Origin of the sequence: Jejubacter calystegiae (assembly GCF_005671395.1) — a bacterium.
In the GTDB taxonomy this organism is placed as follows: domain Bacteria; phylum Pseudomonadota; class Gammaproteobacteria; order Enterobacterales; family Enterobacteriaceae; genus Jejubacter; species Jejubacter calystegiae.
The window spans coordinates 4,118,199-4,140,338 of the sequence record NZ_CP040428.1 but is presented as its reverse complement, the minus strand read 5'-3'; the positions used below and the strand labels follow the sequence as shown (position 1 = coordinate 4,140,338).

The window sequence follows — 22,140 nt, the reverse complement described above, 5'->3', positions numbered from 1 at the left end:
TGTCACGGGAACCCTGCTCCGGCAGGGTTTTTTTTAACGGTTTTTAAGAAGTTCTTCGCGTGCGGCCGCGGCCAGAAAAGCGCTGCGGCTACCGTACTCAGGCTGCTGTTTAACGGTGGCGTCTATGCGCTCAAGTAGCCGGTGCGGAAGCGTAATATTGATACGCTCAGCGCGTCCGTCAAATTTATCCATATTGATATCAATGTAGAGCCAGCGACCATTCAGGCCGTCGCTGCCCTTCGCGTTAGCATGCTCTTCAATGCGATGCGGCGTTGGTATTTCTCGCTCTTTTTCACTCAGCAGCTCAAAGTGTGCTTCTATAGCGCTGCGTGCATCGATAAAAGCGTCTTCGATGGTATCACCGGCGAAGGTACACCCCGGAACGTCCGGAAACCAGCCGCTGGCTGTACCGTCAGTATCGACTTCAATGAAAGCAGGGTAGAGCATGGTTACTCCTTAAGTTTCGCGCTCTTCAGAATTTGATGAAGCGTTCCCGGTTTCATATCTTTGCGTGGATGCGGAACCGTGATAACGATCGAAAAGTCCGGATGGGAGAACTGATGATGGCTACCTTTTATTCGTTCAAGAATCCAACCGTTTTTCTCCAGTCGTTTGATAAGTTCCGCGCTTTTCACTCTGCCTCCCTGCCGCTGACCGACAGGTTGACTGTACACATTATACACACAGTATCGAGTATGCAGAGAACAGGCTGTGATGCGATATCAGGGAGAACAGCGACAGCATGCTGCATTTTGCATGGTCGAAGGAATCCATGCCTGAAAAATCAAATGACGAACGCTGGGCTATGCCAGAAAGACGGGGGAGGTTCGGGAATCAATAACGAAGAGTTCTCTCGCTTACGCTCGAGTCGAACCTTAGTCGAAGGTTCTCGTCCTTTCCTGTGTTTACGCACTATGGGAAAACTGACTGTGGGATTCAATACGGAGGAACATAAAGTGATGGTGGTGGGGGAAGGATTCGAACCTTCGAAGTCGATGACGGCAGATTTACAGTCTGCTCCCTTTGGCCACTCGGGAACCCCACCAGGGGCAAATCAAATTGTTGTGGCTTTAACGCCGCTTCACTGTGTAAACAGTGAGAGAAGAGGGGATGAGGAAGGATTATTCGTCGCTTCGCTCCTCACCCTTGCCGACAGATATTCTAACTAACCTTACCTGCCAGTTTGCTGTATCACTACAGCGAATGATGGTGGTGGGGGAAGGATTCGAACCTTCGAAGTCGATGACGGCAGATTTACAGTCTGCTCCCTTTGGCCACTCGGGAACCCCACCACTGGCCTGCTTCCGTCTCGGGAAGCGGGGCGCATCATATCAAATGAAGCGCCCCTGTAAAGGGATGAATAATGGAAAATAAATTGTTTGCGTACTTTTTGCGCGTAACGCCCTAAAGTTAAACAACCTTTTCCCTGGCTGATTACAAAATGATCGTCCGGTTACCGTAAACGAAGACCCGCTGAGCCAGCACCTGGTACAGCGCGCGGCTCAGTACGTTTTTCTCAACGTCGCGCCCTGCGCGCATCATATCTTCGGCGGTATAGGTGTGATCGACGTGAATCACATCCTGCATGATGATCGGGCCTTCATCCAGATTATCGTTCACGTAGTGCGCCGTAGCACCGATAATCTTCACGCCGCGTTCATAGGCCTGATGATAGGGACGCGCCCCGATAAAGGCTGGCAGGAACGAGTGGTGAATATTAATAATCTGATTCGGGAAACGGGCCACGAATTCCGGAGTCAGCACTCGCATATACTTCGCCAGCACCACATAGTCAGGCGCGTGTACCTCAATGGCTTCCGCCATCTGGCGATCGTGCTGTTCGCGCGTCAGCCCTTCGTGGCTGACCAACTGGAAAGGAATATCAAAGCTTTCGACCAGGCCGCGTAGGGTGTCGTGGTTGCCGATAACCGCGGCGATTTCCACATCCAGCCCGCCGTAACGCGACTTCATCAGCAGATCCCCCAGACAGTGGGCCTCTTTGGTGACCAGAATCACTACCCGACGCGAACCGGCGGGATGCAGCTCGCGCAGGGAACCTTGCGGTAGGGCACCGTCAAGATCCGCCAGCAGGGTAGTGTCATTAAAGATCCCTTCCAGCTCGGTACGCATAAAGAAGCGGCCGGTACGATGGTCGACGAACTCATTATTCTGAACGATGTTCAGCTCGTGCTTGTAGCAGATGTTAGTGATGCGTGCGATAAGCCCTTTCTGGTCCGGGCAGATGGTACGCAGTACTTTTCGTTGTAAAGCTTGCATTGCGGGGAAGATCCTGTTGAAGGAATGTCAGTTGTTGTGCGTGCCGTTAGCGGCCGCAGCACTTTTTAAATTTTTTCCCGGACCCGCAGGGGCAGGGATCGTTACGTCCGATATCCGGTCGCTGGCCGTCGACATAGTACCACTGTCCCTGTTCTTTTAAGAACCGGGAGCGTTCGATAATTGCGCCGGGCACGCCCTGTTCCTCATAGCGCGCAACAAAGCTGACGTAGCCTTCATCCGCGTTGCGTCCGGGGCTCTCTTCGAATAGCGTGAGTCCCTGCCATTGAGTGCGGGCGAAACCGGATTCAAGGTCGGCACGCAGCCGTTCGGCTCCCACCGTGGGATGCCAACTGGCGATCAGCCATCCGGCGTCTTTCATTACGAAAGCGCTGTAGCGGCTGCGCATAAGTTGTGACGGATCTTTAGGTAACAGGTCTCCGCGTAGGTAAGGCTGGCAACATAGGCTATAATCCAAACCGCTGCCACAAGGACAAAGCTGCGACAAAGTATCTCCTTGGGTATAAAAACGAACGAATACGGCCAGGCAGCCTATATTAACTGAGCGGTGGCGTTGACGCCACGAGGTGTTTTTTCCGGGGAAGCAGACCGAGGCGTAATGAGACAGGTGAAAATTGGACTGGCGCTGGGTTCGGGCGCAGCCAAGGGATGGGCTCATATTGGCGCGATTAATGCGCTGGCGAAGATCGGCATTCGGCCGGATATTATTACGGGCTGTTCAGTAGGATCCCTGGTGGGCGCCGCCTGTGCCTGTGACCGCCTGACGACGTTTGAACGCTGGGTATGCTCCTTCAGCTACTGGGACGTTTTGCGTCTGATGGATCTCTCCTGGCGTCGCGGCGGCCTGCTGCGCGGCGAGCGGGTATTTAATCACGTACGTCGACTTATTCCTCTCGATCGCATCGAACAGATGCCACTGCGCTTTGCCACAGTGGCAACCAACCTGAGTACCGGCCGCGAGCTGTGGTTTACCGAAGGCGACTTACATACCGCCGTGCGCGCGTCGTGCAGTATGCCGGGTCTGCTGTCGCCGGTGCGTCATAATGGGTACTGGCTGGTGGATGGCGCGGTGGTCAACCCGGTTCCGGTCTCGCTGACCCGGGCGCTGGGGGCGGATATCGTTATAGCGGTCGATCTCCAGCATGACGCCCACCTGATGCAGCAGGATTTGCTGTCTGATGAGCCGCGCAATGAGCCCGGACGTCAGCCAGCCGGGTGGCGCAAGCGCCTGGGCCAACTGCTGACCCGGCGAACCAGCGCGCCGCCCGGTGCGATGGAGATCATGAGTACCTCGATTCAGGTGCTGGAAAATCGTCTGAAGCGCAACCGTATGGCGGGAGATCCGCCGGATATCGTTCTGCAACCCTACTGCCCGCAAATCTCCACCCTGGATTTTCATCGGGCCGATGAGGCGATTGCGGCCGGAACGCTCGCGGTTGAGAAAAAGCTGGATGAACTATTACCACTGGTGCGTACTTATGAATAATAGTTCCGTGCGCTTTACGCTGCTTCGGCTAAATCTGACAGGCGTAAACCCCCGACACATGCCACTATTTAACTATTGCCAGTCTGGGGAACACACATGACACAGCCGTTGGTCGGAAAACAGATTCTCATTGTCGAAGACGAAGCCGTTTTCCGATCGCTGCTGGACTCTTACCTGGTCTCTCTTGGCGCTATAACGCGGCTGGCCGGGGACGGCGTGGAGGCGCTGGAGCAGATTGCCAGCGCCATGCCCGATCTGCTGATCTGCGATCTGGCCATGCCGCGCATGAATGGTCTGACGCTGGTAGAGCGCATTCGTAACACCGGCAATCAAATGCCCATTCTGGTGATTTCCGCCACCGAGAATATGTCGGATATCGCCCGGGCCTTGCGACTGGGTGTTCAGGACGTCCTGCTCAAACCGATTAAGGATCTTAACCGACTGCGGGAGACCGTCTTTGCCTGTCTTTATCCTTCCGCCTTTAATTCCCGGGTGGAAGAGGAGGAACGCCTGTTTCAGGACTGGGATGCGTTGGTCAGCAACCCGCAGGCGGCAGCCAGCCTGCTGCAGCAATTACAGCCGCCCGTGCAACAGGATATCGCCCACTGTCGGGTCAATTATCGACAGCTGGTCTCTGCCGATAAACCCGGTCTGGTGTTGGATATTGCTCCGCTGTCGGACAACGATCTGGCATTCTACTGCCTGGACGTGACCCGGGCAGGGGATAACGGCGTACTGGCGGCATTGCTGCTGCGTGCGTTGTTTAACGGCTTACTTCAGGAGCAGTTGGCGCGTCAGCGTCAGCGACTTCCGGAATTAGGGATTTTACTTAAACAGGTGAATCAGTTACTTCGCCAGGCTAATTTAGTCGGACAGTTCCCGTTACTGGTTGGTTATTATCACAGTACGTTAAAAAATCTTATTTTAGTTTCTGCCGGTTTGAATGCTTCTTTAAATACCGGCGGCCATCAAATTCAGGTCAGCAATGGTGTTCCGCTGGGTACTCTGGGAAATACCTACCTCAATCAAATCAGCCAACGCTGCGACGCCTGGCAGTGCCAGGTCTGGGGCGCTGGGGGGCGGTTGCGGCTTATGTTGAGCACAGAGTAAGCATCTAAATCCTTTGCCTAAAAATGGTCTCTGCTCTTATGACCTGTGGTGCTAATATCACCACAGGTTGTTTCGTATTAGTCTTAATTTACTGGTGAGGCAGGTATTTCGGGGCGGAAATTTTTTTCAAGCTGATATACTCGACCTCGTTTTAATTGACGTACAAGTGTCATGCTTGAACAGTCCAGGAGATTTTTAATGGCTGCTAATAATGCAAAAGTAAGGAAAGCGGTAATCCCGGTTGCGGGTCTGGGAACGCGTATGTTGCCGGCGACCAAGGCCATCCCCAAAGAGATGCTGCCGCTGGTCGATAAACCGCTGATTCAGTATGTGGTCAATGAATGTATTGCCGCAGGAATCACCGAGATTGTTCTGGTTACCCACTCCTCCAAGAACTCCATTGAAAACCACTTTGATACCAGTTTCGAACTGGAAGCCATGCTGGAAAAACGCGTTAAGCGTCAGCTGCTGGCCGAAGTGCAGTCCATCTGCCCGCCGCACGTAACCATTATGCAGGTGCGTCAGGGGCTGGCGAAAGGGCTGGGACATGCGGTGCTGTGCGCCCATCCGGTGGTCGGCAATGAGCCGGTGGCTGTGATTCTGCCGGACGTGATTCTGGACGAATATGAGTCCGATCTGAGCCAAGACAACCTCGCTGAAATGATTCATCGTTTCGAAGAGACCGGGCACAGCCAGATTATGGTCGAGCCGGTGGAAGATGTGACCGCATACGGCGTGGTGGATTGCAAAGGCGCTGAACTGACCCCGGGCGATAGCGTACCGATGGTTGGCATTGTGGAAAAACCGAAGGCCAACGAAGCGCCTTCTAACCTTTCCGTGGTGGGCCGCTATGTGCTCAGCGCTGATATCTGGCCGCTGCTGGCCCGTACGCCTCCGGGCGCTGGCGATGAAATTCAGCTGACGGACTCTATCGCTATGCTGATGGATAAAGAGACCGTTGAGGCTTACCACATGAAGGGTAAGAGCCACGATTGCGGCAACAAGCTTGGCTATATGCAGGCATTTGTTGAGTACGGCGTCCGCCACGATAGCCTGGGCGAAGAGTTCAAGGCCTGGCTAACAGAGGCCGTTGGCGGAAAAAAATAAATCACTGAAACCGGGACAACCTAATGAAAGTGACGGTATTTGGCATTGGCTACGTGGGGCTGGTGCAGGCTGCAGTGCTTGCTGAAGTCGGCCACGACGTCATGTGTATCGATGTCGATGAAACCAAAGTTGAGAATCTGAAAAAGGGGAATATCCCCATTTATGAACCGGGCCTGACGCCGCTGGTCACTAAAAATTACGAAGAGGGGCGTCTGAATTTCAGTACTGACGCCCGTCTGGGGGTAGAGCACGGCACGATGCAGTTTATCGCCGTGGGAACACCGCCGGATGAAGACGGCTCTGCGGATCTGAAATACGTTCTCGCCGTTGCCCGCACTATTGCCCAGCATATGACCTCTCATAAGGTGGTGCTGGATAAATCAACCGTACCGGTCGGTACGGCGGAGAAAGTACGTGCGGCTATGGACGAAACCCTGAAGAGCCGCGGCGTTGAGATTCCCTTCGATGTTGTCTCTAACCCTGAGTTTCTGAAAGAAGGGGCCGCGGTGGCGGATTGTAAGCGCCCTGAGCGCATTGTGGTGGGCACCGACAATGAAGAGGTTGTCGACCTGCTGCGTGAGCTGTATGAGCCTTTCAACCGCAACCATGACCGTATGATCCTGATGGATATCCGTAGCGCCGAGCTGACCAAATATGCCGCCAACTGCATGTTGGCGACCAAAATCAGCTTTATGAACGAGATCGCCAACCTGGCGGAGCATCTGGGCGCGGATATCGAAAAGGTACGTCAGGGAATCGGTTCGGATTCTCGCATTGGTTACCACTTTATCTATGCCGGCTGTGGCTACGGTGGTTCCTGTTTCCCGAAAGATGTGCAGGCATTAATCCGCACCGCGCAGCAGATTGGCTATGAACCCAGACTGTTGCGTGCGGTTGAAGATATTAACGACGATCAGAAACAGAAGCTGCCGCAGTATATCGCGCGTCACTTCGGTGAAGATCTGAAAGGGAAAACCTTCGCGCTGTGGGGACTTTCTTTTAAACCTAACACTGACGATATGCGTGAGGCCTCCAGCCGCGTACTGATGGAAGAACTCTGGAAACGTGGTGCAACGGTACAGGCATACGATCCCGAGGCGATGGATGAGACTCAGCGTATCTATGGGCATCGCGATGATTTGCGTCTGATGGGTACCAAAGAGGCCGCATTGCATAAGGCTGATGCATTAATTATCTGTACCGAATGGCAGAGCTTCCGTGCACCGGATCTGGAGTTTATTCAGCAGACGCTGAACCAGCCGGTTATATTTGATGGACGAAATCTGTTCGATCCGGATCGTCTCAGCCGTCGCGGTTTTACCTATTATGCGATTGGCCGCGGAGCCTCTTTGAAACAGGCCTCTTGATACTTCATCCTCATTATGAAACAGGCAGTCGCTTCGGCGGCTGCCTGTTTTTTATCGGTATTTGCCGTGTGTCGCAGATTTCATTTCATTGAGATCTCTTTTCATTAACCGGAACGGTATACGGGTTATTTGCTATGGCTGCCTGGCAGATGATGCGTTGTGGGTATAAATCCGGGACTTTATCTGATAACGAAAATTAAGATACAGGGTGTTATAAGTCGTGGAGGAGGGGAAGGAAAAATCAGAAAATCCCTGACGATATCGTCTAAGGCGATTCTCTATTCGCATCATGACAGGCGCGTGGGAGCAGGAGAAAGATGAATTTATTGCCACAGGGCTATTGCGGCTTTGTTATTTAGCTGTAATTAATCACGGCACTGAGTCCAGGTCGGGGAGAGAGGCAATAAAAAATCCCGCCATAGCGGGATTTTTCATAGCAATACCAATCACTCTTTGATGAGGAAGTCTTCCAGGCTCTTGCCCTGCTCATCAATGGCTTTCTTGATTACCGCCGGGGTACGGCCCTGGCCGGTCCAGGTTTTAGCTTCACCGTTTTCGTCGGTGTATTCATATTTTGCCGGACGAGCAGCGCGCTTGGCTTTGGTACCCGCTTTGCTGCTGCTCATAGCGCTCAGCAGATCGTTAGGATCAATACCGTCAGCAATCAGCATTTCGCGATATTGCTGCAGTTTCTTGTTACGCTCTTCAATTTCAGCTGCTGCAGCGTTTTCTTCTTCGCGGCGCTCATTTACCACGACTTCCAGTTTCTCCAGCATTTCTTCGAGCGTTTCCAGTGTGCATTCTCTGGCCTGAGCACGAAGAGTACGGATGTTGTTCAGAATTTTAAGTGCTTCGCTCATTTTAGTAATCTCAAACTTATATTGGGGGAGTGGTTTGTTGAGGTAATAATAGAGCCTTCATTCTGGTTCTGCAATAGGGTAAATGTAAGGAACGCAAAATATCGCATTGGCCGACACATCTTTTATTATTCTATTTACTTTAATTGACCCTGTTCTGTATCACAGAAAAACGCCATGACAGTCAAAATTTCGGCAGAAAGCATGGGGGGAGTGCGTCAGATAAAAGCATCAATAGATAATTTTTTTCATTTCACTGGTCGCTTATTCTTCGATATAGCGGGATAACAGGAGGGCGATCACAGTTTTTGATTATGAATGAAAGCGAGCGGAGTGACGATAAAAATGCTTTATAGTCCGTAAGTTAACAAACGATAACCTGATAATGACCATGCGAACAATCACAGATGCGAATAGTTCTAAGTCATATATAATATGTTAATCACCCTGAAGTCAGAGGGGAATGGAGCCGGGGAGACTCGGGGATATGGTACAATCATGGCTCTATACTTTTTGACATCCAGACCGGGGTTTTGACTTCGATGGCGCAGCTCTATTTCTACTATTCTGCAATGAATGCCGGTAAATCTACCGCACTGTTACAATCCTCATGGAACTACCAGGAGCGTGGTATGCGGACGGTTGTTTATACCGCAGAAATTGACGACCGTTTTGGTTCCGGTAAGGTGAGTTCCCGTATCGGCCTCTCTTCTCCCGCCCGGCTATATAATCCTGAAACTTCCTTACTGGCAGAGATTCGCGAAGAGCATCAGCGTCAGACCATCCACTGCGTGCTGGTGGATGAAAGCCAGTTTCTGACTCGTGAGCAGGTCTCTGAACTGGCTGCGGTGGTCGATGACCTGGATATTCCTGTGCTCTGCTACGGGCTGCGTACCGATTTTCGCGGCGAACTGTTTAGTGGCAGTCAATATCTGCTAGCCTGGTCGGATAAGCTGGTGGAATTAAAGACCGTCTGCTTCTGCGGCCGTAAGGCGAGTATGGTGCTGCGGCTGGACCAAAACGGACGTCCTTATCAGGAAGGGGCTCAGGTGGAAATAGGGGGCAATGAGCGCTACGTATCGGTGTGTCGCAAACACTATAAGGAAGCGCTGGCGAAAGGCTCTTTGCAGGCGATACAGGGCTGTTGATGCCTTGTGAAGCAGGCAATAAAAAACCCGCCGGGAAACGGCGGGTTTTTTTATTGCTTAGCGATTAGGCGCTTTTCTTGCTCTTGCGCGCTTTAGCCGCCGGTGCAGCTTTCGGTTTTGCCGCTGCTGCCGGTGCTTCAGTGGTTTCGCCTTCTACGAAATCGCGACCGTAGTAGGTATCCAGCATAATCTGTTTCAGCTCGGCGATCAGCGGGTAGCGCGGGTTAGCGCCGGTGCACTGGTCGTCGAAAGCGTCTTCAGACAGCTTGTCCAGGTTCGCCAGGAAGTCGGCTTCCTGAACTCCAGCTTCGCGGATAGATTTCGGAATCCCCAGCTCAGCCTTCAGGCTTTCCAGCCATGCCAGCAGTTTCTCAATCTTCTGCGCGGTACGGTCGCCTGCGGCACTCAGGCCGAGATGATCGGCAATCTCAGCGTAACGACGGCGTGCCTGCGGACGGTCGTACTGGCTGAATGCGGTCTGCTTGGTCGGGTTGTCGTTCGCGTTGTAGCGGATGACGTTACAGATCAGCAGGGCGTTGGCCAGACCGTGCGGAATGTGGAACTGAGAGCCCAGTTTGTGCGCCATAGAGTGGCACACGCCCAGGAAGGCGTTAGCAAACGCGATACCGGCGATGGTGGCCGCGCTGTGCACGCGTTCGCGGGCTACCGGGTTATGGGCGCCTTCGTGGTAAGAGGCCGGCAGGTACTCTTTGAGCAGCTTCAGCGCCTGCAGGGCCTGACCGTCAGAGAATTCAGATGCCAGTACTGATACGTAGGCTTCCAGCGCGTGGGTTACCGCATCCAGACCGCCGAAGGCGCACAGGGATTTCGGCATATCCATTACCAGGTTGGCGTCGACAATCGCCATATCCGGGGTCAGCGCGTAGTCTGCCAGCGGATATTTCTGGCCGGTTTCATCATCGGTCACGACCGCGAACGGCGTCACTTCAGAACCAGTACCAGAAGTGGTGGTCACGGCAATCATCTTCGCTTTCACGCCCATTTTCGGGAACTTGTGGATACGCTTACGGATGTCCATAAAGCGCAGCGCCAGCTCTTCGAAATGGGTTTCCGGATGTTCGTACATGACCCACATGATCTTCGCGGCATCCATCGGGGAACCGCCGCCCAGCGCGATAATCACGTCAGGCTTGAAGGAGTTCATCTGCTCTGCGCCTTTGCGCACGATGCTCAGCGTCGGATCCGCTTCAACTTCGAAGAAGACCTCGGTTTCCACACCGGCAGCCTTCAGAACGGAAGTAATCTGGTCGGCGTAGCCGTTGTTGAACAGGAAGCGATCGGTCACGATAAAGGCGCGTTTGTGGCCATCGGTAACCACTTCATCCAGCGCTACCGGCAGTGAACCGCGGCGGAAGTAGATTGATTTCGGAAGTTTATGCCACAACATGTTTTCAGCTCGCTTAGCAACGGTTTTCTTGTTGATCAGGTGCTTAGGACCAACGTTCTCGGAGATAGAGTTACCGCCCCATGAGCCGCAGCCCAGGGTAAGAGAAGGCGCGAGCTTAAAGTTGTACAGGTCGCCGATACCGCCCTGAGAGGCCGGAGTGTTAATCAGGATACGGGCAGTCTTCATCTTATCGCCGAAGAAGTTCACGCGAGCCTGCTGGTTGTCCTGGTCGGTGTAGAGGCAGGAGGTATGACCGATACCGCCCATAGCCACCAGTTTTTCCGCTTTCACGACTGCGTCTTCGAAGTCGGTGGCGCGGTACATCGCCAGGGTCGGGGAGAGTTTTTCGTGAGCAAACGGCTCGCTCTCATCCACGTCGGTCACTTCACCGATCAGAATCTTGGTGCCGACCGGAACCTCGATGCCCGCCATTTCCGCGATTTTCGTTGCGGGCTGACCCACGATGGCGGCATTAAGCGCGCCATTTTTCAGGATAATGTCCTGAACGGCTTTCAGCTCTTTACCCTGCAGCAGGTAACCGCCGTGGCTGGCGAAACGCTCGCGAACCGCGTCGTATACCGAGTCCACCACCACTACCGACTGCTCGGAGGCGCAGATGACGCCGTTGTCGAAGGTTTTGGACATCAGGATCGACGCCACGGCGCGTTTGATATCGGCCGTTTCGTCGATAACTACCGGAGTGTTACCCGCACCCACGCCGATAGCCGGTTTGCCGGAGCTGTAGGCGGCTTTCACCATACCCGGACCACCGGTGGCCAGAATCAGGTTGATGTCAGGGTGGTGCATCAGCTGATTTGAGAGCTCCACGGAAGGCTCGTCAATCCAGCCGATAATATCTTTCGGCGCGCCGGCCGCGATAGCCGCCTGCAGCACGATGTCCGCAGCTTTGTTGGTGGCGTTTTTGGCACGCGGGTGCGGAGAGAAGATAATAGCGTTACGGGTTTTCAGGCTGATCAACGCTTTAAAAATTGCGGTTGAAGTCGGGTTCGTAGTTGGAACGATACCGCAGATGATCCCGGTGGGTTCGGCGATGGTGATGGTGCCGAAGGTATCATCTTCATCAAGAATGCCGCAGGTCTTTTCATCTTTATAGGCATTGTAGATATATTCGGAAGCGAAGTGGTTTTTGATCACTTTATCTTCAACGATACCCATGCCTGATTCAGAAACGGCCATTTTGGCGAGGGGGATTCGAGCATCGGCGGCAGCCAGTGCAGCGGCGCGGAAGATTTTATCGACCTGCTCTTGGGTGAAATTGGCATATTCACGCTGGGCCTTTTTTACGCGCTCGACGAGTGCGTTCAGTTCAGCGACGTTAGTAACAGCCATAATGCTCTCCTGATAATGTTAAACTCTTTTAGTAAATCAGCATCCAGGACCTCAGTATAGCCTGCCGATTGGCTGTCGCTGGCGCGAAAACAGCAGCGACGCAGATTTACTAAAAGAGCCTTGCCTTAAACATCATCAACCTGACGCTGTTATCCCTGGCGGCGACACCAAGATTACTCACTTCTGAGTAGTTATTTTGTGATCGGCGTCAATTTTACGCCAAGCTGACACCTTTCAGCATGCGGTTTTGATGGTTTTTTAATCGTGCGGGGTTACGCCAAAGGAGTAGCCGCCAGGCGACTGACTATAATCTCAGCAAAAAGCCGTGGCGCCTTGCCGCAGTGGCGGTGGAGATAAGCGCCGGATGGTGAATTAACGTGGCGTCGCTGGCGCTTTTCCATTACATTACGCGGGCCTTTTTTCCCCGTTCATTTTGTGGAGTCTCGGGTGGCTCAGATACTGTTCGATTTTCCGACCTGGTTTAAGTTCTTTATTGGTCTGTTTGCGCTGGTTAACCCGGTAGGGATCCTGCCAGTGTTTATCAGTATGACCAGCTACCAGACCGCGGCGGCGCGTAACAAGACCAATATGACCGCCAGTCTTTCGGTCGCCATTATTCTCTGGAGCTCGCTGTTCCTGGGAGATGCCATCCTGCAGATATTCGGCATCTCTATCGACTCTTTCCGGATTGCGGGCGGCATTCTGGTGGTCACTATCGCGATGTCGATGATTAGTGGCAAGTTGGGAGAAGACAAACAGAACAAGCAGGAAAAATCGGAAACGGCCATCCGCGAGAACGTGGGGGTGGTGCCGCTGGCGCTGCCGCTGATGGCGGGCCCCGGTGCTATCAGTTCCACCATTGTCTGGAGCACCCGCTACGACAGCTGGCTTCATCTGGCGGGATTTAGCGTAGCGATCGCGCTGTTTGCCCTGAGCTGCTGGCTGCTGTTCCGCGCCGCGCCCTGGCTGGTGCGTCTGCTGGGGCAGACTGGCATTAATGTTATTACCCGAATCATGGGCCTGCTGCTGATGGCGCTGGGGATTGAGTTTATCGTTACCGGTATTAAATCGATATTTCCGGGTCTGCTAAGCTAATCGACGGTTATTTATTCTCATTTTCTGCGGCGCCTGACGGGCGCCGCTGTCGTATATATCTCTTCTGATATATAAAAATTGTATCGGCGATGCCGGACAACCTCTGGCGGCGGCCTTACGTCAATGATATTGATACGGCATCCGTCTGCATTGTCGCAGTTGGGTGATTTTTATCCGCCCGACGCATAGCTTAACAATTTTGCAAAATAATCCTGGCGGAAGCATTTTGCTCTTTGCTAGTTTGCGGGGAGCGGGGCTATATAACTCTTTATAATGCAATAACAATAAATTATAGCGTTAAACGCCATTTTGAATCTTTCACCTGGTGATGGTGTCTGCCTCTGTCTGGCTGGTTTAACAATACGGCGCGCCGGATTCGCGCGACGTAAAAGAGTGACGGGTTGTCGGTCTTTCGTTCATACCGACGCCCGCCGCCGGGCTCGTCCCGGTATGGCGCAGGCCTGCAAGGGCCAATAATTATAAGTACAGGAGCAATAACACAATGACCATCATCACAAAGAAGACCGGGATCGCCGTCGCGATACTGGCGGCATTCATTACGGCGAATGGGGCAGGGGCGGCGGAGGTTCCTGAAGGAACAGCCCTGGCGGAAAAGCAGACCCTGGTGCGTAATAACGGTGCGGAAGTACAGTCGCTGGATCCGCATAAAATAGAAGGTGTCCCTGAATCTAATGTGAATCGCGATCTGTTCGAGGGGCTACTGATTTCCGATCTTCAGGGGCATCCCATCCCAGGCGTAGCGGAAAAATGGGACAACCAGGATTTTAAAGTCTGGATCTTCCATCTGCGTAAAAACGCCAAATGGTCCAACGGCGAACCGGTGACTGCCCAGGACTTTGTCTATAGCTGGCAGCGACTGGCGACGCCAGATACCGCATCGCCTTACGCCAGTTATCTTCAGTATGGGCATATCGCCAACGTCGACGATATTATCGCCGGTAAGAAAAAACCGGAGACTCTGGGGGTTAAAGCGCTGGATGCTCATACCCTACAGGTCACGCTAAGTGAACCGGTGCCTTATTTTTATAAACTGCTGATTCATCCTTCGATGTCGCCGGTGCCCAAGGCCACAATTGAAAAATATGGTGAGAAGTGGACCCAGCCAGGAAATATGGTGAATAATGGCGCTTATAGCGTCAAGCAATGGGTGGTGAATGAGCGCCTGGTGCTGGCCCGCAATCCGCAGTACTGGAATAACGCCAAAACTGTGATTAACCAAGTGACCTGGTTACCCGTTGCTTCTGAAGTGACCGATGTTAACCGTTACCGCAGCGGCGGAATTGACATCACCAATAATTACCTGCCCATTGAGCTGTTTCGCAAACTGAAACAGGAACTGCCGAAAGAACTCAGTATCACCCCCTATATGTGCACCTACTATTTCGAAATCAATAATAAGAAACCGCCGTTTAATGACCCGCGGGTGCGTACCGCGCTTAAACTGGGGCTGGATCGCGATATCATCGTCAATAAGGTGAAAAACCAGGGTGACCTCCCGGCGTACAGCTATACTCCGCCTTACGCCGACGGAATGAAACTGACGAAGCCGGAATGGTTCGGCTGGAGCCAGGAAAAACGTAATGAAGAGGCGCGTAAACTGCTGGAAGAAGCGGGCTATGGCAAAGGAAAACCGCTGAGTGTCGACCTGCTGTATAACACCTCGGATCTGCATAAGAAGATGGCGATTGCCACCGCCTCTATCTGGAAGAAAAACCTGGGGATTAACGTTCGTTTGGAAAACCAGGAGTGGAAAACCTTCCTGGATACCCGCCATCAGGGGAATTATGATGTGGCCCGCGCCGGCTGGTGTGCCGATTATAATGAGCCAAGCTCGTTCCTGAACACCATGCTGTCGGGCAGTTCCAATAATACTGCGCATTACCAGAGCCCGGCATTCGATAAGATTATCGCCGAGACTCTGAAAGCCTCTGGCGATGAGGCCCGGGCAGAGCTTTATGATAAGGCGGAGCAGCAGTTGGACAAAGACTCCGTCATTGTGCCTGTCTATTACTATGTGAACACCCGACTGGTGAAGCCGTGGGTAGGGGGATATACCGGCAAGGATCCGCTGGATAATACCTACACCAAAGATATGTACATTATTAAGCACTGATGGTCCGCGGCGGGTTAAGACCCGCCGCACGATGCCTCTTCAGTGACAGAGCCAGAGGGTTAGGGCAATGCTGAAATTTATCCTGCGTCGCTGTCTGGAAGCGATACCGACGCTTTTTATCTTAATTACCATCTCCTTTTTTATGATGCGCCTGGCGCCCGGTAGCCCTTTTACCGGCGAGCGTAATCTGCCGCCCGAAGTGCTGGCCAATATCGAGGCCAAATACCACCTTAACGATCCCATTATGACCCAGTATGCGAGCTACCTGAAACAGCTGGCTCACGGGGATTTCGGGCCGTCATTTAAATATAAAGATTATTCGGTTAACGATCTGGTGGCCGGTGCCTTCCCGGTATCGGCGAAGCTGGGGCTGGCCGCGTTCGTGCTGGCGGTCATTCTGGGGGTGGGAGCCGGTACTGTGGCCGCCCTGAAGCAGAACACCAAATGGGACTATACGGTGATGGGGTTCGCCATGACCGGGGTGGTGATCCCCGGCTTTGTAGTGGCGCCGCTGCTGGTGCTGATCTTCTCGATTACCCTGAAGTGGCTGCCGGGAGGCGGCTGGAACGGCGGGCAGATAAACTATGTGATTTTGCCGATGGTGGCGCTGTCACTGGCTTATATCGCAAGTATTGCCCGTATTACCCGCGGCTCGATGATCGAGGTGCTGCACTCGAACTTTATTCGTACCGCCCGGGCCAAGGGGCTGCCGATGCGGCGTATTATTCTGCGCCATGCGCTGCGTCCCGCGCTGTTACCGGTGCTCTCCTATATGGGGCCAGCTTTCGTGGGCATTATTACCGGCTCGATGGTGATTGAGACCATTTTTGGCCTGCCGGGAATCGGCCAGCTGTTTGTTAACGGCGCTCTGAATCGTGACTATTCACTGGTACTCAGTCTGACGATTCTGGTTGGGGTGCTGACCATTCTGTTTAATGCGGTGGTCGATGTACTTTATGCGCTGATCGACCCGAAAATTCGTTACTGACGCGGAGCTGACCGATGATGATGAGTAATAAAAACAGCGCCGTGCTGGAGGATTTCAGCCAGCAACTGGATGTTAAAGGGCGCAGTCTGTGGCAGGACGCGCGACGCCGCTTCCTGCATAACCGTGCCGCTACCACCAGTCTGCTGGTTCTGGCACTGATCGCGCTGTTTGTGGTGCTGGCGCCGATGCTATCCGCTTTTACCTATGACGATACCGACTGGGCGATGATGTCCGCGGCGCCGGAATGGGCCAGCGGGCACTACTTTGGTACCGACTCTTCCGGGCGCGATCTGCTGGTGCGGGTGGCCATTGGCGGGCGTATTTCTCTGATGGTGGGGATCTGCGCGGCGCTGGTGGCGATCGTTGTGGGCACGCTGTATGGCGCGCTTTCTGGCTACCTCGGCGGCCGGGTGGATTCTGTGATGATGCGCCTGCTGGAAATTCTCAACTCGTTTCCGTTTATGTTTTTCGTGATCCTGCTGGTGACCTTTTTTGGCCAGAACATTTTGTTGATCTTTGTGGCGATCGGCATGGTTTCCTGGCTGGATATGGCGCGTATCGTGCGCGGCCAGACCCTGAGCCTTAAGCGCAAGGAGTTTATCGAAGCAGCTCAGGTCGGCGGCGTCTCGACCGCCGGGATTGTGATGCGTCATATCGTTCCCAATGTACTGGGCGTGGTGGTGATCTATGCCTCGCTGCTGGTACCGAACATGATTCTGTTTGAATCCTTCCTGAGCTTTCTGGGGCTGGGCACTCAGGAGCCGCTTAGTAGCTGGGGAGCGCTGTTGAGCGATGGCGCCAACTCAATGGAGGTATCGCCCTGGCTTCTGTTGTTTCCGGCGGGTTTTCTGGTAGTGACCCTGTTCTGTTTTAACTTTATCGGCGATGGCCTGCGTGATGCCCTCGACCCGAAAGATCGTTAAGGAGTGAGTCGATGAGTCACAGCCAAACTATGACGGCGCCTCTGCTGGCAGTGAAAGATCTGCGGGTGACCTTCGCCACGCCGGATGGCGATGTTACCGCGGTCAACGATCTGAACTTCAGCCTGCGGGCCGGAGAAACTTTAGGGATAGTCGGCGAGTCCGGATCCGGTAAGTCCCAGACCGCGTTTGCGTTAATGGGGCTGCTGGCGTCCAACGGTCGGACCGGCGGCTCGGCGCGCTTTAACGACCGTGAGATCCTCAACCTGCCTGAGTCGCAGATGAACCGGCTGCGTGCCGAACAGATTGCGATGATTTTCCAGGACCCCATGACCTCCCTGAATCCCTATATGCGGGTCGGAGAGCAGTTAATGGAGGTGCTGATGTTGCATAAACGCATGAGTAAGAGCGACGCTTTCAACGCCTCGGTGCGGATGCTGGATGCGGTGCGTATGCCGGAAGCCCGCAAGCGCATGCGTATGTACCCTCACGAGTTTTCTGGCGGTATGCGCCAGCGGGTCATGATTGCCATGGCGCTGCTGTGTCGCCCGCAGTTGCTGATTGCCGACGAACCCACCACGGCGCTGGATGTCACCGTTCAGGCGCAGATTATGACCCTGCTGAACGAGCTGAAGCGCGAGTTTAATACCGCCATTATTATGATCACCCACGATCTGGGGGTGGTGGCCGGGCTGTGTGACCAGGTGCTGGTCATGTACGCCGGGCGCACCATGGAGTACGGCAGCGCCCGCGATATTTTCTACCGGCCGTCGCATCCCTATTCCCGGGGGCTTTTAAGCGCGGTACCGGCTCTGGACAGCGAAGAAGAGATGCTGTTAACCATTCCCGGTAATCCGCCTAATCTGCTGCATCTGCCGTCCGGTTGCCCGTTCCGGCCGCGTTGCCCCTGGGCCATGGAAGAGTGTGGTCAGACTCCGGCGCTGACCCCGTTTGAACAGGGGCGCCTGCGTGCCTGCTATAAGCCGCTGGAGGAGATGGTATGAATCAGACCGTAGAGCGCAATGTGCTGCTGGAAGTTGATAGCCTTAAAGTTCACTTCGATGTGCGTGATGAGAAACGCTGGTTCTGGCAGCCAGTACAGAAACTGAAAGCGGTCGATGGCGTGACCCTGCGCCTGTACGAAGGCGAAACCCTGGGGGTAGTCGGGGAGTCCGGCTGCGGTAAATCAACCTTTGCCAGAGCCATTATCGGCCTGGTAAAAGCTTCTGCCGGGCGGGTAGCCTGGCTGGGCCGTGAACTGACAGAGCTGGATACCCGGGCGTGGCGCGAAGTGCGTAGCGATATCCAGATGATCTTTCAGGATCCGCTGGCATCGCTGAATCCGCGTATGACAATCGGTGACATTATTGCCGAGCCGCTGCGGACTTATTACCCGAAGATGCCGCGCCAGCAGGTGACCGATAAGGTTAAGACGATGATGGCGAAGGTAGGGCTGCTACCTAATCTGATTAACCGCTACCCCCATGAGTTTTCTGGCGGGCAGTGTCAGCGTATTGGCATCGCCAGGGCGCTGATTCTGGAGCCGAAGCTGATTATCTGCGACGAGCCGGTATCGGCGCTGGATGTCTCTATTCAAGCTCAGGTGGTGAATCTGCTGCGGGATTTGCAGCGCGAAATGGGGCTGTCGCTGATCTTTATCGCCCACGACCTGGCGGTCGTGAAACATATCTCCGATCGGGTTCTGGTGATGTATCTGGGGCAGGCGGTAGAGCTGGGGGGGCGCGATGAGCTGTATCGCAATCCGCTGCATCCCTATACCCGGGCGCTGATGTCGGCAGTACCGTTGCCGGACCCGGATCGTGAAAAGGCGAAGCAGATACAGCTACTGGAAGGCGATCTGCCGTCACCCATTAATCCGCCTTCGGGCTGCGTGTTTCGTACCCGCTGCCCGATAGCCGGGCCGGAGTGCGCCGCCACTAAGCCGCCGCTGGAGGGCAGTTTCCAGCATGCGGTGGCCTGCCTGAAGGTGGATCCGCTATAACAAAAAGCCGCCGTAAACCGGCGGCTTTTTTCTGGCGTCTATTCGCGCCACAGAATGTGACACAGCTTGTGGCTCTTTTCGCGACACATCAGTACCCGGGCGAAGATATCGTTAATCTCGCCGCCGTCTTCGTCGGCAAGACCAATCACCACCTCAGCGAAAAAGTCGGGATTAAGATCGAAGTCCACGTGTTCAGCCCAGTCTTCAGAGGGGTCGAACAGTTCCGCGCCGCCGCGCTCTTCGAACTGCAGGTTAAACAGGATGATATCCGCCGGATCCAGATTATCTGGCGCCAGCTCCAGAAAGATATCGTAGGCCTGTTCCAGGGTTTCGTCTTCGCTCAGGCGGTTGTTAAGATCCATATCCATCATGATTACCACTCGTTGATTTGGGCCATGTTTTACAGCAACGGACTAAAGAAGTAAAACAGTCGCTCGCAGATGCGCTGCCACAGCGGGCGTTTCAGCCATAGCTGCTCATCCACCAGTCGCGAGCGGGAAATATAGTCGTCCTGTACCGCCGCCAGATCGCTACCGAAACCGTCATCGTCAATCACCAGGGTTATCTCAAAATTGAGCCACAGGCTGCGCATATCCAGGTTGACGGTGCCCACCAGGCTGAGCTGACCGTCCACCAGTACGCTCTTGGTATGTAGCAACCCTCCTTCGAACTGGTAGAGCTTGACGCCAGCGGCCAGCAGCTCGGTAAAGAAGGCGCGGCTGGCCCAGCCCACCAGCAACGAATCGTTCTTGTGGGGAATAATAATGCTGACCTCCACGCCGCGCTGGGCCGCGGTACAGATGGCATGCAGTAGATCGTCGCTCGGCACAAAGTAGGGGGTAGTCATAACCAGGTACTTTTTCGCCGCATAAACGGAGGTCAGCAGCGCCTGGTGGATCAGATCCTCAGGAAAGCCGGGGCCGGAAGCGATGGTCTGGATAATATGGCCGCTGGCCTGCTCGAACGGCATCACGTTGGCGTCCGGCGGCGGCGGCAGAATACGCTTGCCGGTTTCAATCTCCCAGTCGCAGGAGTAGATCACGCCCATTGAGGTGGAGACCGGGCCTTCCATACGCGCCATCAGATCCACCCACTGGCCCACGCCAGCGTCCTGCTTGAAGTAGCGCGGGTCGACCATATTCATGCTGCCGGTATAGGCAATATAGTTATCGATCATCACCATTTTACGGTGCTGGCGCAGATCCATGCGGCGCAGGAAGACACGGAACAGGTTAACCTTCAGGGCTTCCACCACTTCGATACCGGCGTTGCGCATCATACCGGCCCAGGGGCTTCGGAAGAAGGCGACGCTGCCTGCGGAATCCAGCATCAGGCGGCAATGGATGCCGCGTCGCGCTGCCGCCATCAGCGATTCGGCGACCTTGTCCGCCATGCCGCCCGGCTGCCAGATATAGAACACCATCTCGATATTGTGGCGCGCCAGCTGGATGTCACGGATCATCGCCTGCATTACATCGGCCGAATCGGTCAGCAGCTGTAGCTGATTGCCCTTAACCTCGCCAATGCCCTGGCGACGTTCGCACAGTTCAAACAGTGAGCTGGCCACGTCGCTGCATTCGGTCGCGAAAATATGTTTACAGGCTTTGAGGTCGTTGAGCCAGCGGGCGGTCGAGGGCCACATGGCCTGAGCCCGTTCGGCCCGACGCTTACCCAGATGCAGTTCGCCCAGCGACAGATAGGCGATAATACCCACCAGCGGCAGAATATAGATAATTAGCAGCCATGCCATTGCAGAAGGGACCGCGCGACGTTTCATCAGTATCCGTAACGTCACGCTGGCGATTAACAGCCAATAGCCCAGAATGACCAGCCAACTCACCACCGTGTAGAAGGTTGTCATAATTCAAAAATCCGTTAGAAACCCAGTTCTTAAGAGTGTACGCACAACGGCGGTCACGGGAAACTAAAACAGTTGGTAAAACGGCTGGTTTAGTGTGGGGAAGGAACTATAATGGAGCGTCGTTTTTATTAAAGAGTCAAAAAAATGAGGCGTAGTCGAACCGAGGTCGGTCGTTGGCGTATGCTGCGTCAGACCCAAAGACGCAAGACCCGCTGGCTGGAAGCCCAGTCGCGGCGCAACATGCGCATTCACGCCATCAGAAAGAGTCTGGCTCATCAGCAGCGTTTAACGTTACTGTTTGCCTTTCACGATAGTTAGCGCGTGTAGCAGGGCACCCGTGGGGTGCCCTGAATGTTTGCGCGCCACGCCTTTCCTTCCCCTGACAGTATATTCTCTTAGTGATTGATTTTTTACAGCAATATAACATGCATTTAATATGCATCTTTTTCTGGTCAGCACCCCCGCCGGGTGGTATAGTACCGCCATCCGGTAGAGACTCTTTCCCTTTACCGAATGTCTTAGCGAATTGTTTTCTTAACCTGCATATTTACTGCGCCAGCACCGTTGTGCTGGCTTTTTTTTGCCATAAAAAACGCGCCCGGCGGAAATGCAGAGCGCGTTCTGGTCGCGGTTGAATCAGAAGGTGCGTCTGTAAGGCTTTACCGTGACTTTCTGATAGACCCCCGCAGCGACAAAGGGATCGTCCTGGGCCCAGGACTGCGCCTCTTCCAGGGATTCGAATTCAGCGATAACCGTTGAACCTGTGAAACCGGCGGCGCCGGGTTCGTTACTGTCGACGGCAGGCATTGGACCGGCGGTTACCAGTCGGCCTTCGTCATGCAGAAGCTGCAGACGGGCCAGGTGCGCAGGGCGCACGGCCATACGCTTCTCCAGGGAATCGGCGACATCTTCTGCATAAATCACATACAGCACGGTAAAACTCCTTGAGTTTGGATCAATCGCTGTTCACGTTATTTGAAAGCGTCGGATGACGCAACGGAAAGATGACAGG

21 protein-coding genes and 2 tRNA genes are annotated in these 22,140 nt (G+C 54.1%); 12 read left to right on the top strand and 11 right to left on the bottom strand.

The window, feature by feature from the left end; all coding sequences use genetic code 11:
* Nucleotides 1-33: 33 nt before the first annotated feature.
* The 6 genes from FEM41_RS19185 to FEM41_RS19160 all read right to left on the bottom strand — a co-directional run bounded on the left by FEM41_RS19185 (nucleotide 34) and on the right by FEM41_RS19160 (nucleotide 2,782).
* Entirely contained in the window at nucleotides 34-447 is a 414-nt protein-coding gene (locus FEM41_RS19185) for a type II toxin-antitoxin system HicB family antitoxin (protein ID WP_138097777.1), read from the bottom strand.
* Between the two features lie 2 nt (nucleotides 448-449).
* On the bottom strand, nucleotides 450-635 hold the full coding sequence (locus tag FEM41_RS19180) for a type II toxin-antitoxin system HicA family toxin (RefSeq protein WP_138097776.1): 186 nt from the start codon (nucleotides 633-635) through the stop codon (nucleotides 450-452).
* 325 nt (nucleotides 636-960) lie between these two features.
* Nucleotides 961-1,045, bottom strand: a tRNA-Tyr gene (locus FEM41_RS19175).
* A 162-nt stretch (nucleotides 1,046-1,207) separates the two neighbouring features.
* A tRNA-Tyr gene (locus tag FEM41_RS19170) sits at nucleotides 1,208-1,292 on the bottom strand.
* A gap of 142 nt (nucleotides 1,293-1,434) precedes the next feature.
* On the bottom strand, nucleotides 1,435-2,277 hold the full coding sequence (gene purU / locus FEM41_RS19165; protein WP_138097775.1) for a formyltetrahydrofolate deformylase: 843 nt from the start codon (nucleotides 2,275-2,277) through the stop codon (nucleotides 1,435-1,437).
* A 46-nt stretch (nucleotides 2,278-2,323) separates the two neighbouring features.
* Entirely contained in the window at nucleotides 2,324-2,782 is a 459-nt protein-coding gene (locus FEM41_RS19160; protein WP_138097774.1) for a YchJ family protein, read from the bottom strand.
* Nucleotides 2,783-2,893: 111 nt separating this feature from the next.
* Here FEM41_RS19160 and rssA point away from each other — a divergent pair, with 111 nt between their 5' ends.
* The 4 genes from rssA (at nucleotide 2,894) to FEM41_RS19140 (ending at nucleotide 7,365) form a co-directional block, all read left to right on the top strand.
* A complete protein-coding gene (rssA, locus tag FEM41_RS19155; protein ID WP_138097773.1) occupies nucleotides 2,894-3,781 on the top strand; it encodes a patatin-like phospholipase RssA in 888 nt (295 codons plus the stop codon).
* Between the two features lie 96 nt (nucleotides 3,782-3,877).
* Nucleotides 3,878-4,891, top strand: coding sequence for a two-component system response regulator RssB (gene rssB / locus FEM41_RS19150; RefSeq protein ID WP_138097772.1), 1,014 nt, complete (start codon nucleotides 3,878-3,880; stop codon nucleotides 4,889-4,891).
* A gap of 198 nt (nucleotides 4,892-5,089) precedes the next feature.
* Complete coding sequence (gene galU / locus FEM41_RS19145) at nucleotides 5,090-5,998, top strand: UTP--glucose-1-phosphate uridylyltransferase GalU (RefSeq protein ID WP_138097771.1); 909 nt, start codon at nucleotides 5,090-5,092, stop codon at nucleotides 5,996-5,998.
* A 23-nt stretch (nucleotides 5,999-6,021) separates the two neighbouring features.
* Nucleotides 6,022-7,365 (top strand): UDP-glucose dehydrogenase family protein, encoded by a 1,344-nt coding sequence (locus FEM41_RS19140; protein ID WP_138097770.1) that lies wholly within the window; start codon nucleotides 6,022-6,024, stop codon nucleotides 7,363-7,365.
* A gap of 446 nt (nucleotides 7,366-7,811) precedes the next feature.
* Here the strand turns inward: FEM41_RS19140 and hns are convergent, their stop codons facing one another.
* Nucleotides 7,812-8,225, bottom strand: coding sequence for a histone-like nucleoid-structuring protein H-NS (hns, locus tag FEM41_RS19135; protein WP_138097769.1), 414 nt, complete (start codon nucleotides 8,223-8,225; stop codon nucleotides 7,812-7,814).
* 539 nt (nucleotides 8,226-8,764) lie between these two features.
* Between hns and tdk the strand changes: the two genes are divergently transcribed.
* The gene (gene tdk / locus FEM41_RS19130; RefSeq protein ID WP_138097768.1) at nucleotides 8,765-9,370 is read left to right on the top strand and encodes a thymidine kinase; all 606 of its coding nucleotides are present in this window, start codon (nucleotides 8,765-8,767) and stop codon (nucleotides 9,368-9,370) included.
* 64 nt (nucleotides 9,371-9,434) lie between these two features.
* Here the strand turns inward: tdk and adhE are convergent, their stop codons facing one another.
* Nucleotides 9,435-12,128, bottom strand: a complete 2,694-nt coding sequence (gene adhE / locus FEM41_RS19125; protein ID WP_138097767.1) for a bifunctional acetaldehyde-CoA/alcohol dehydrogenase — start codon at nucleotides 12,126-12,128, stop codon at nucleotides 9,435-9,437.
* Between the two features lie 447 nt (nucleotides 12,129-12,575).
* Here adhE and FEM41_RS19120 point away from each other — a divergent pair, with 447 nt between their 5' ends.
* The 6 genes from FEM41_RS19120 to oppF all read left to right on the top strand — a co-directional run bounded on the left by FEM41_RS19120 (nucleotide 12,576) and on the right by oppF (nucleotide 19,267).
* Nucleotides 12,576-13,223, top strand: a complete 648-nt coding sequence (locus FEM41_RS19120) for a YchE family NAAT transporter (protein ID WP_138097766.1) — start codon at nucleotides 12,576-12,578, stop codon at nucleotides 13,221-13,223.
* Nucleotides 13,224-13,725: 502 nt separating this feature from the next.
* Nucleotides 13,726-15,357 carry an oligopeptide ABC transporter substrate-binding protein OppA gene (gene oppA, locus FEM41_RS19115; protein WP_138097765.1) on the top strand — a complete coding sequence of 544 codons (1,632 nt, stop codon included), beginning with the start codon at nucleotides 13,726-13,728 and terminating at the stop codon, nucleotides 15,355-15,357.
* Nucleotides 15,358-15,424: 67 nt separating this feature from the next.
* Nucleotides 15,425-16,345, top strand: a complete 921-nt coding sequence (oppB, locus tag FEM41_RS19110; protein WP_138097764.1) for an oligopeptide ABC transporter permease OppB — start codon at nucleotides 15,425-15,427, stop codon at nucleotides 16,343-16,345.
* 14 nt (nucleotides 16,346-16,359) lie between these two features.
* Nucleotides 16,360-17,268 (top strand): oligopeptide ABC transporter permease OppC, encoded by a 909-nt coding sequence (oppC, locus tag FEM41_RS19105; protein WP_138097763.1) that lies wholly within the window; start codon nucleotides 16,360-16,362, stop codon nucleotides 17,266-17,268.
* A gap of 11 nt (nucleotides 17,269-17,279) precedes the next feature.
* On the top strand, nucleotides 17,280-18,269 hold the full coding sequence (gene oppD, locus FEM41_RS19100) for an ABC transporter ATP-binding protein (protein WP_138097762.1): 990 nt from the start codon (nucleotides 17,280-17,282) through the stop codon (nucleotides 18,267-18,269).
* Nucleotides 18,266-19,267, top strand: coding sequence for a murein tripeptide/oligopeptide ABC transporter ATP binding protein OppF (gene oppF / locus FEM41_RS19095; protein ID WP_138097761.1), 1,002 nt, complete (start codon nucleotides 18,266-18,268; stop codon nucleotides 19,265-19,267). The genes oppD and oppF overlap by 4 nt, the downstream gene beginning before the upstream one ends.
* A gap of 38 nt (nucleotides 19,268-19,305) precedes the next feature.
* Here oppF and FEM41_RS19090 read toward each other — a convergent pair whose 3' ends face one another.
* Both FEM41_RS19090 and cls read right to left on the bottom strand, forming a co-directional pair.
* The gene (locus FEM41_RS19090) at nucleotides 19,306-19,635 is read right to left on the bottom strand and encodes an HI1450 family dsDNA-mimic protein (protein WP_138099263.1); all 330 of its coding nucleotides are present in this window, start codon (nucleotides 19,633-19,635) and stop codon (nucleotides 19,306-19,308) included.
* Nucleotides 19,636-19,667: 32 nt separating this feature from the next.
* Nucleotides 19,668-21,128, bottom strand: coding sequence for a cardiolipin synthase (cls, locus tag FEM41_RS19085; protein WP_138097760.1), 1,461 nt, complete (start codon nucleotides 21,126-21,128; stop codon nucleotides 19,668-19,670).
* Between the two features lie 144 nt (nucleotides 21,129-21,272).
* Here cls and FEM41_RS19080 point away from each other — a divergent pair, with 144 nt between their 5' ends.
* Nucleotides 21,273-21,446 carry a YciY family protein gene (locus tag FEM41_RS19080; RefSeq protein WP_138097759.1) on the top strand — a complete coding sequence of 58 codons (174 nt, stop codon included), beginning with the start codon at nucleotides 21,273-21,275 and terminating at the stop codon, nucleotides 21,444-21,446.
* 318 nt (nucleotides 21,447-21,764) lie between these two features.
* On the opposite strand, the gene FEM41_RS19075 is transcribed toward FEM41_RS19080, so the two are convergent.
* On the bottom strand, nucleotides 21,765-22,061 hold the full coding sequence (locus FEM41_RS19075; RefSeq protein WP_138097758.1) for a YciI family protein: 297 nt from the start codon (nucleotides 22,059-22,061) through the stop codon (nucleotides 21,765-21,767).
* Between the last annotated feature and the right edge of the window lie 79 nt (nucleotides 22,062-22,140).

Excerpts from the sequence above, each read along its gene's own strand:
- FEM41_RS19185 (WP_138097777.1), bottom strand. The coding sequence starts at position 447 with ATGCTCTACCCTGCTTTCATTGAAGTCGATACTGACGGTACAGCCAGC.
- purU (WP_138097775.1), bottom strand. The coding sequence starts at position 2,277 with ATGCAAGCTTTACAACGAAAAGTACTGCGTACCATCTGCCCGGACCAG.
- rssA (WP_138097773.1), top strand. The coding sequence starts at position 2,894 with ATGAGACAGGTGAAAATTGGACTGGCGCTGGGTTCGGGCGCAGCCAAG.
- rssB (WP_138097772.1), top strand. The coding sequence starts at position 3,878 with ATGACACAGCCGTTGGTCGGAAAACAGATTCTCATTGTCGAAGACGAA.
- galU (WP_138097771.1), top strand. The coding sequence starts at position 5,090 with ATGGCTGCTAATAATGCAAAAGTAAGGAAAGCGGTAATCCCGGTTGCG.
- FEM41_RS19140 (WP_138097770.1), top strand. The coding sequence starts at position 6,022 with ATGAAAGTGACGGTATTTGGCATTGGCTACGTGGGGCTGGTGCAGGCT.
- hns (WP_138097769.1), bottom strand. The coding sequence starts at position 8,225 with ATGAGCGAAGCACTTAAAATTCTGAACAACATCCGTACTCTTCGTGCT.
- tdk (WP_138097768.1), top strand. The coding sequence starts at position 8,765 with ATGGCGCAGCTCTATTTCTACTATTCTGCAATGAATGCCGGTAAATCT.
- adhE (WP_138097767.1), bottom strand. The coding sequence starts at position 12,128 with ATGGCTGTTACTAACGTCGCTGAACTGAACGCACTCGTCGAGCGCGTA.
- oppA (WP_138097765.1), top strand. The coding sequence starts at position 13,726 with ATGACCATCATCACAAAGAAGACCGGGATCGCCGTCGCGATACTGGCG.
- oppB (WP_138097764.1), top strand. The coding sequence starts at position 15,425 with ATGCTGAAATTTATCCTGCGTCGCTGTCTGGAAGCGATACCGACGCTT.
- oppC (WP_138097763.1), top strand. The coding sequence starts at position 16,360 with ATGATGATGAGTAATAAAAACAGCGCCGTGCTGGAGGATTTCAGCCAG.
- oppD (WP_138097762.1), top strand. The coding sequence starts at position 17,280 with ATGAGTCACAGCCAAACTATGACGGCGCCTCTGCTGGCAGTGAAAGAT.
- oppF (WP_138097761.1), top strand. The coding sequence starts at position 18,266 with ATGAATCAGACCGTAGAGCGCAATGTGCTGCTGGAAGTTGATAGCCTT.
- FEM41_RS19090 (WP_138099263.1), bottom strand. The coding sequence starts at position 19,635 with ATGGATATGGATCTTAACAACCGCCTGAGCGAAGACGAAACCCTGGAA.
- cls (WP_138097760.1), bottom strand. The coding sequence starts at position 21,128 with ATGACAACCTTCTACACGGTGGTGAGTTGGCTGGTCATTCTGGGCTAT.
- FEM41_RS19080 (WP_138097759.1), top strand. The coding sequence starts at position 21,273 with ATGAGGCGTAGTCGAACCGAGGTCGGTCGTTGGCGTATGCTGCGTCAG.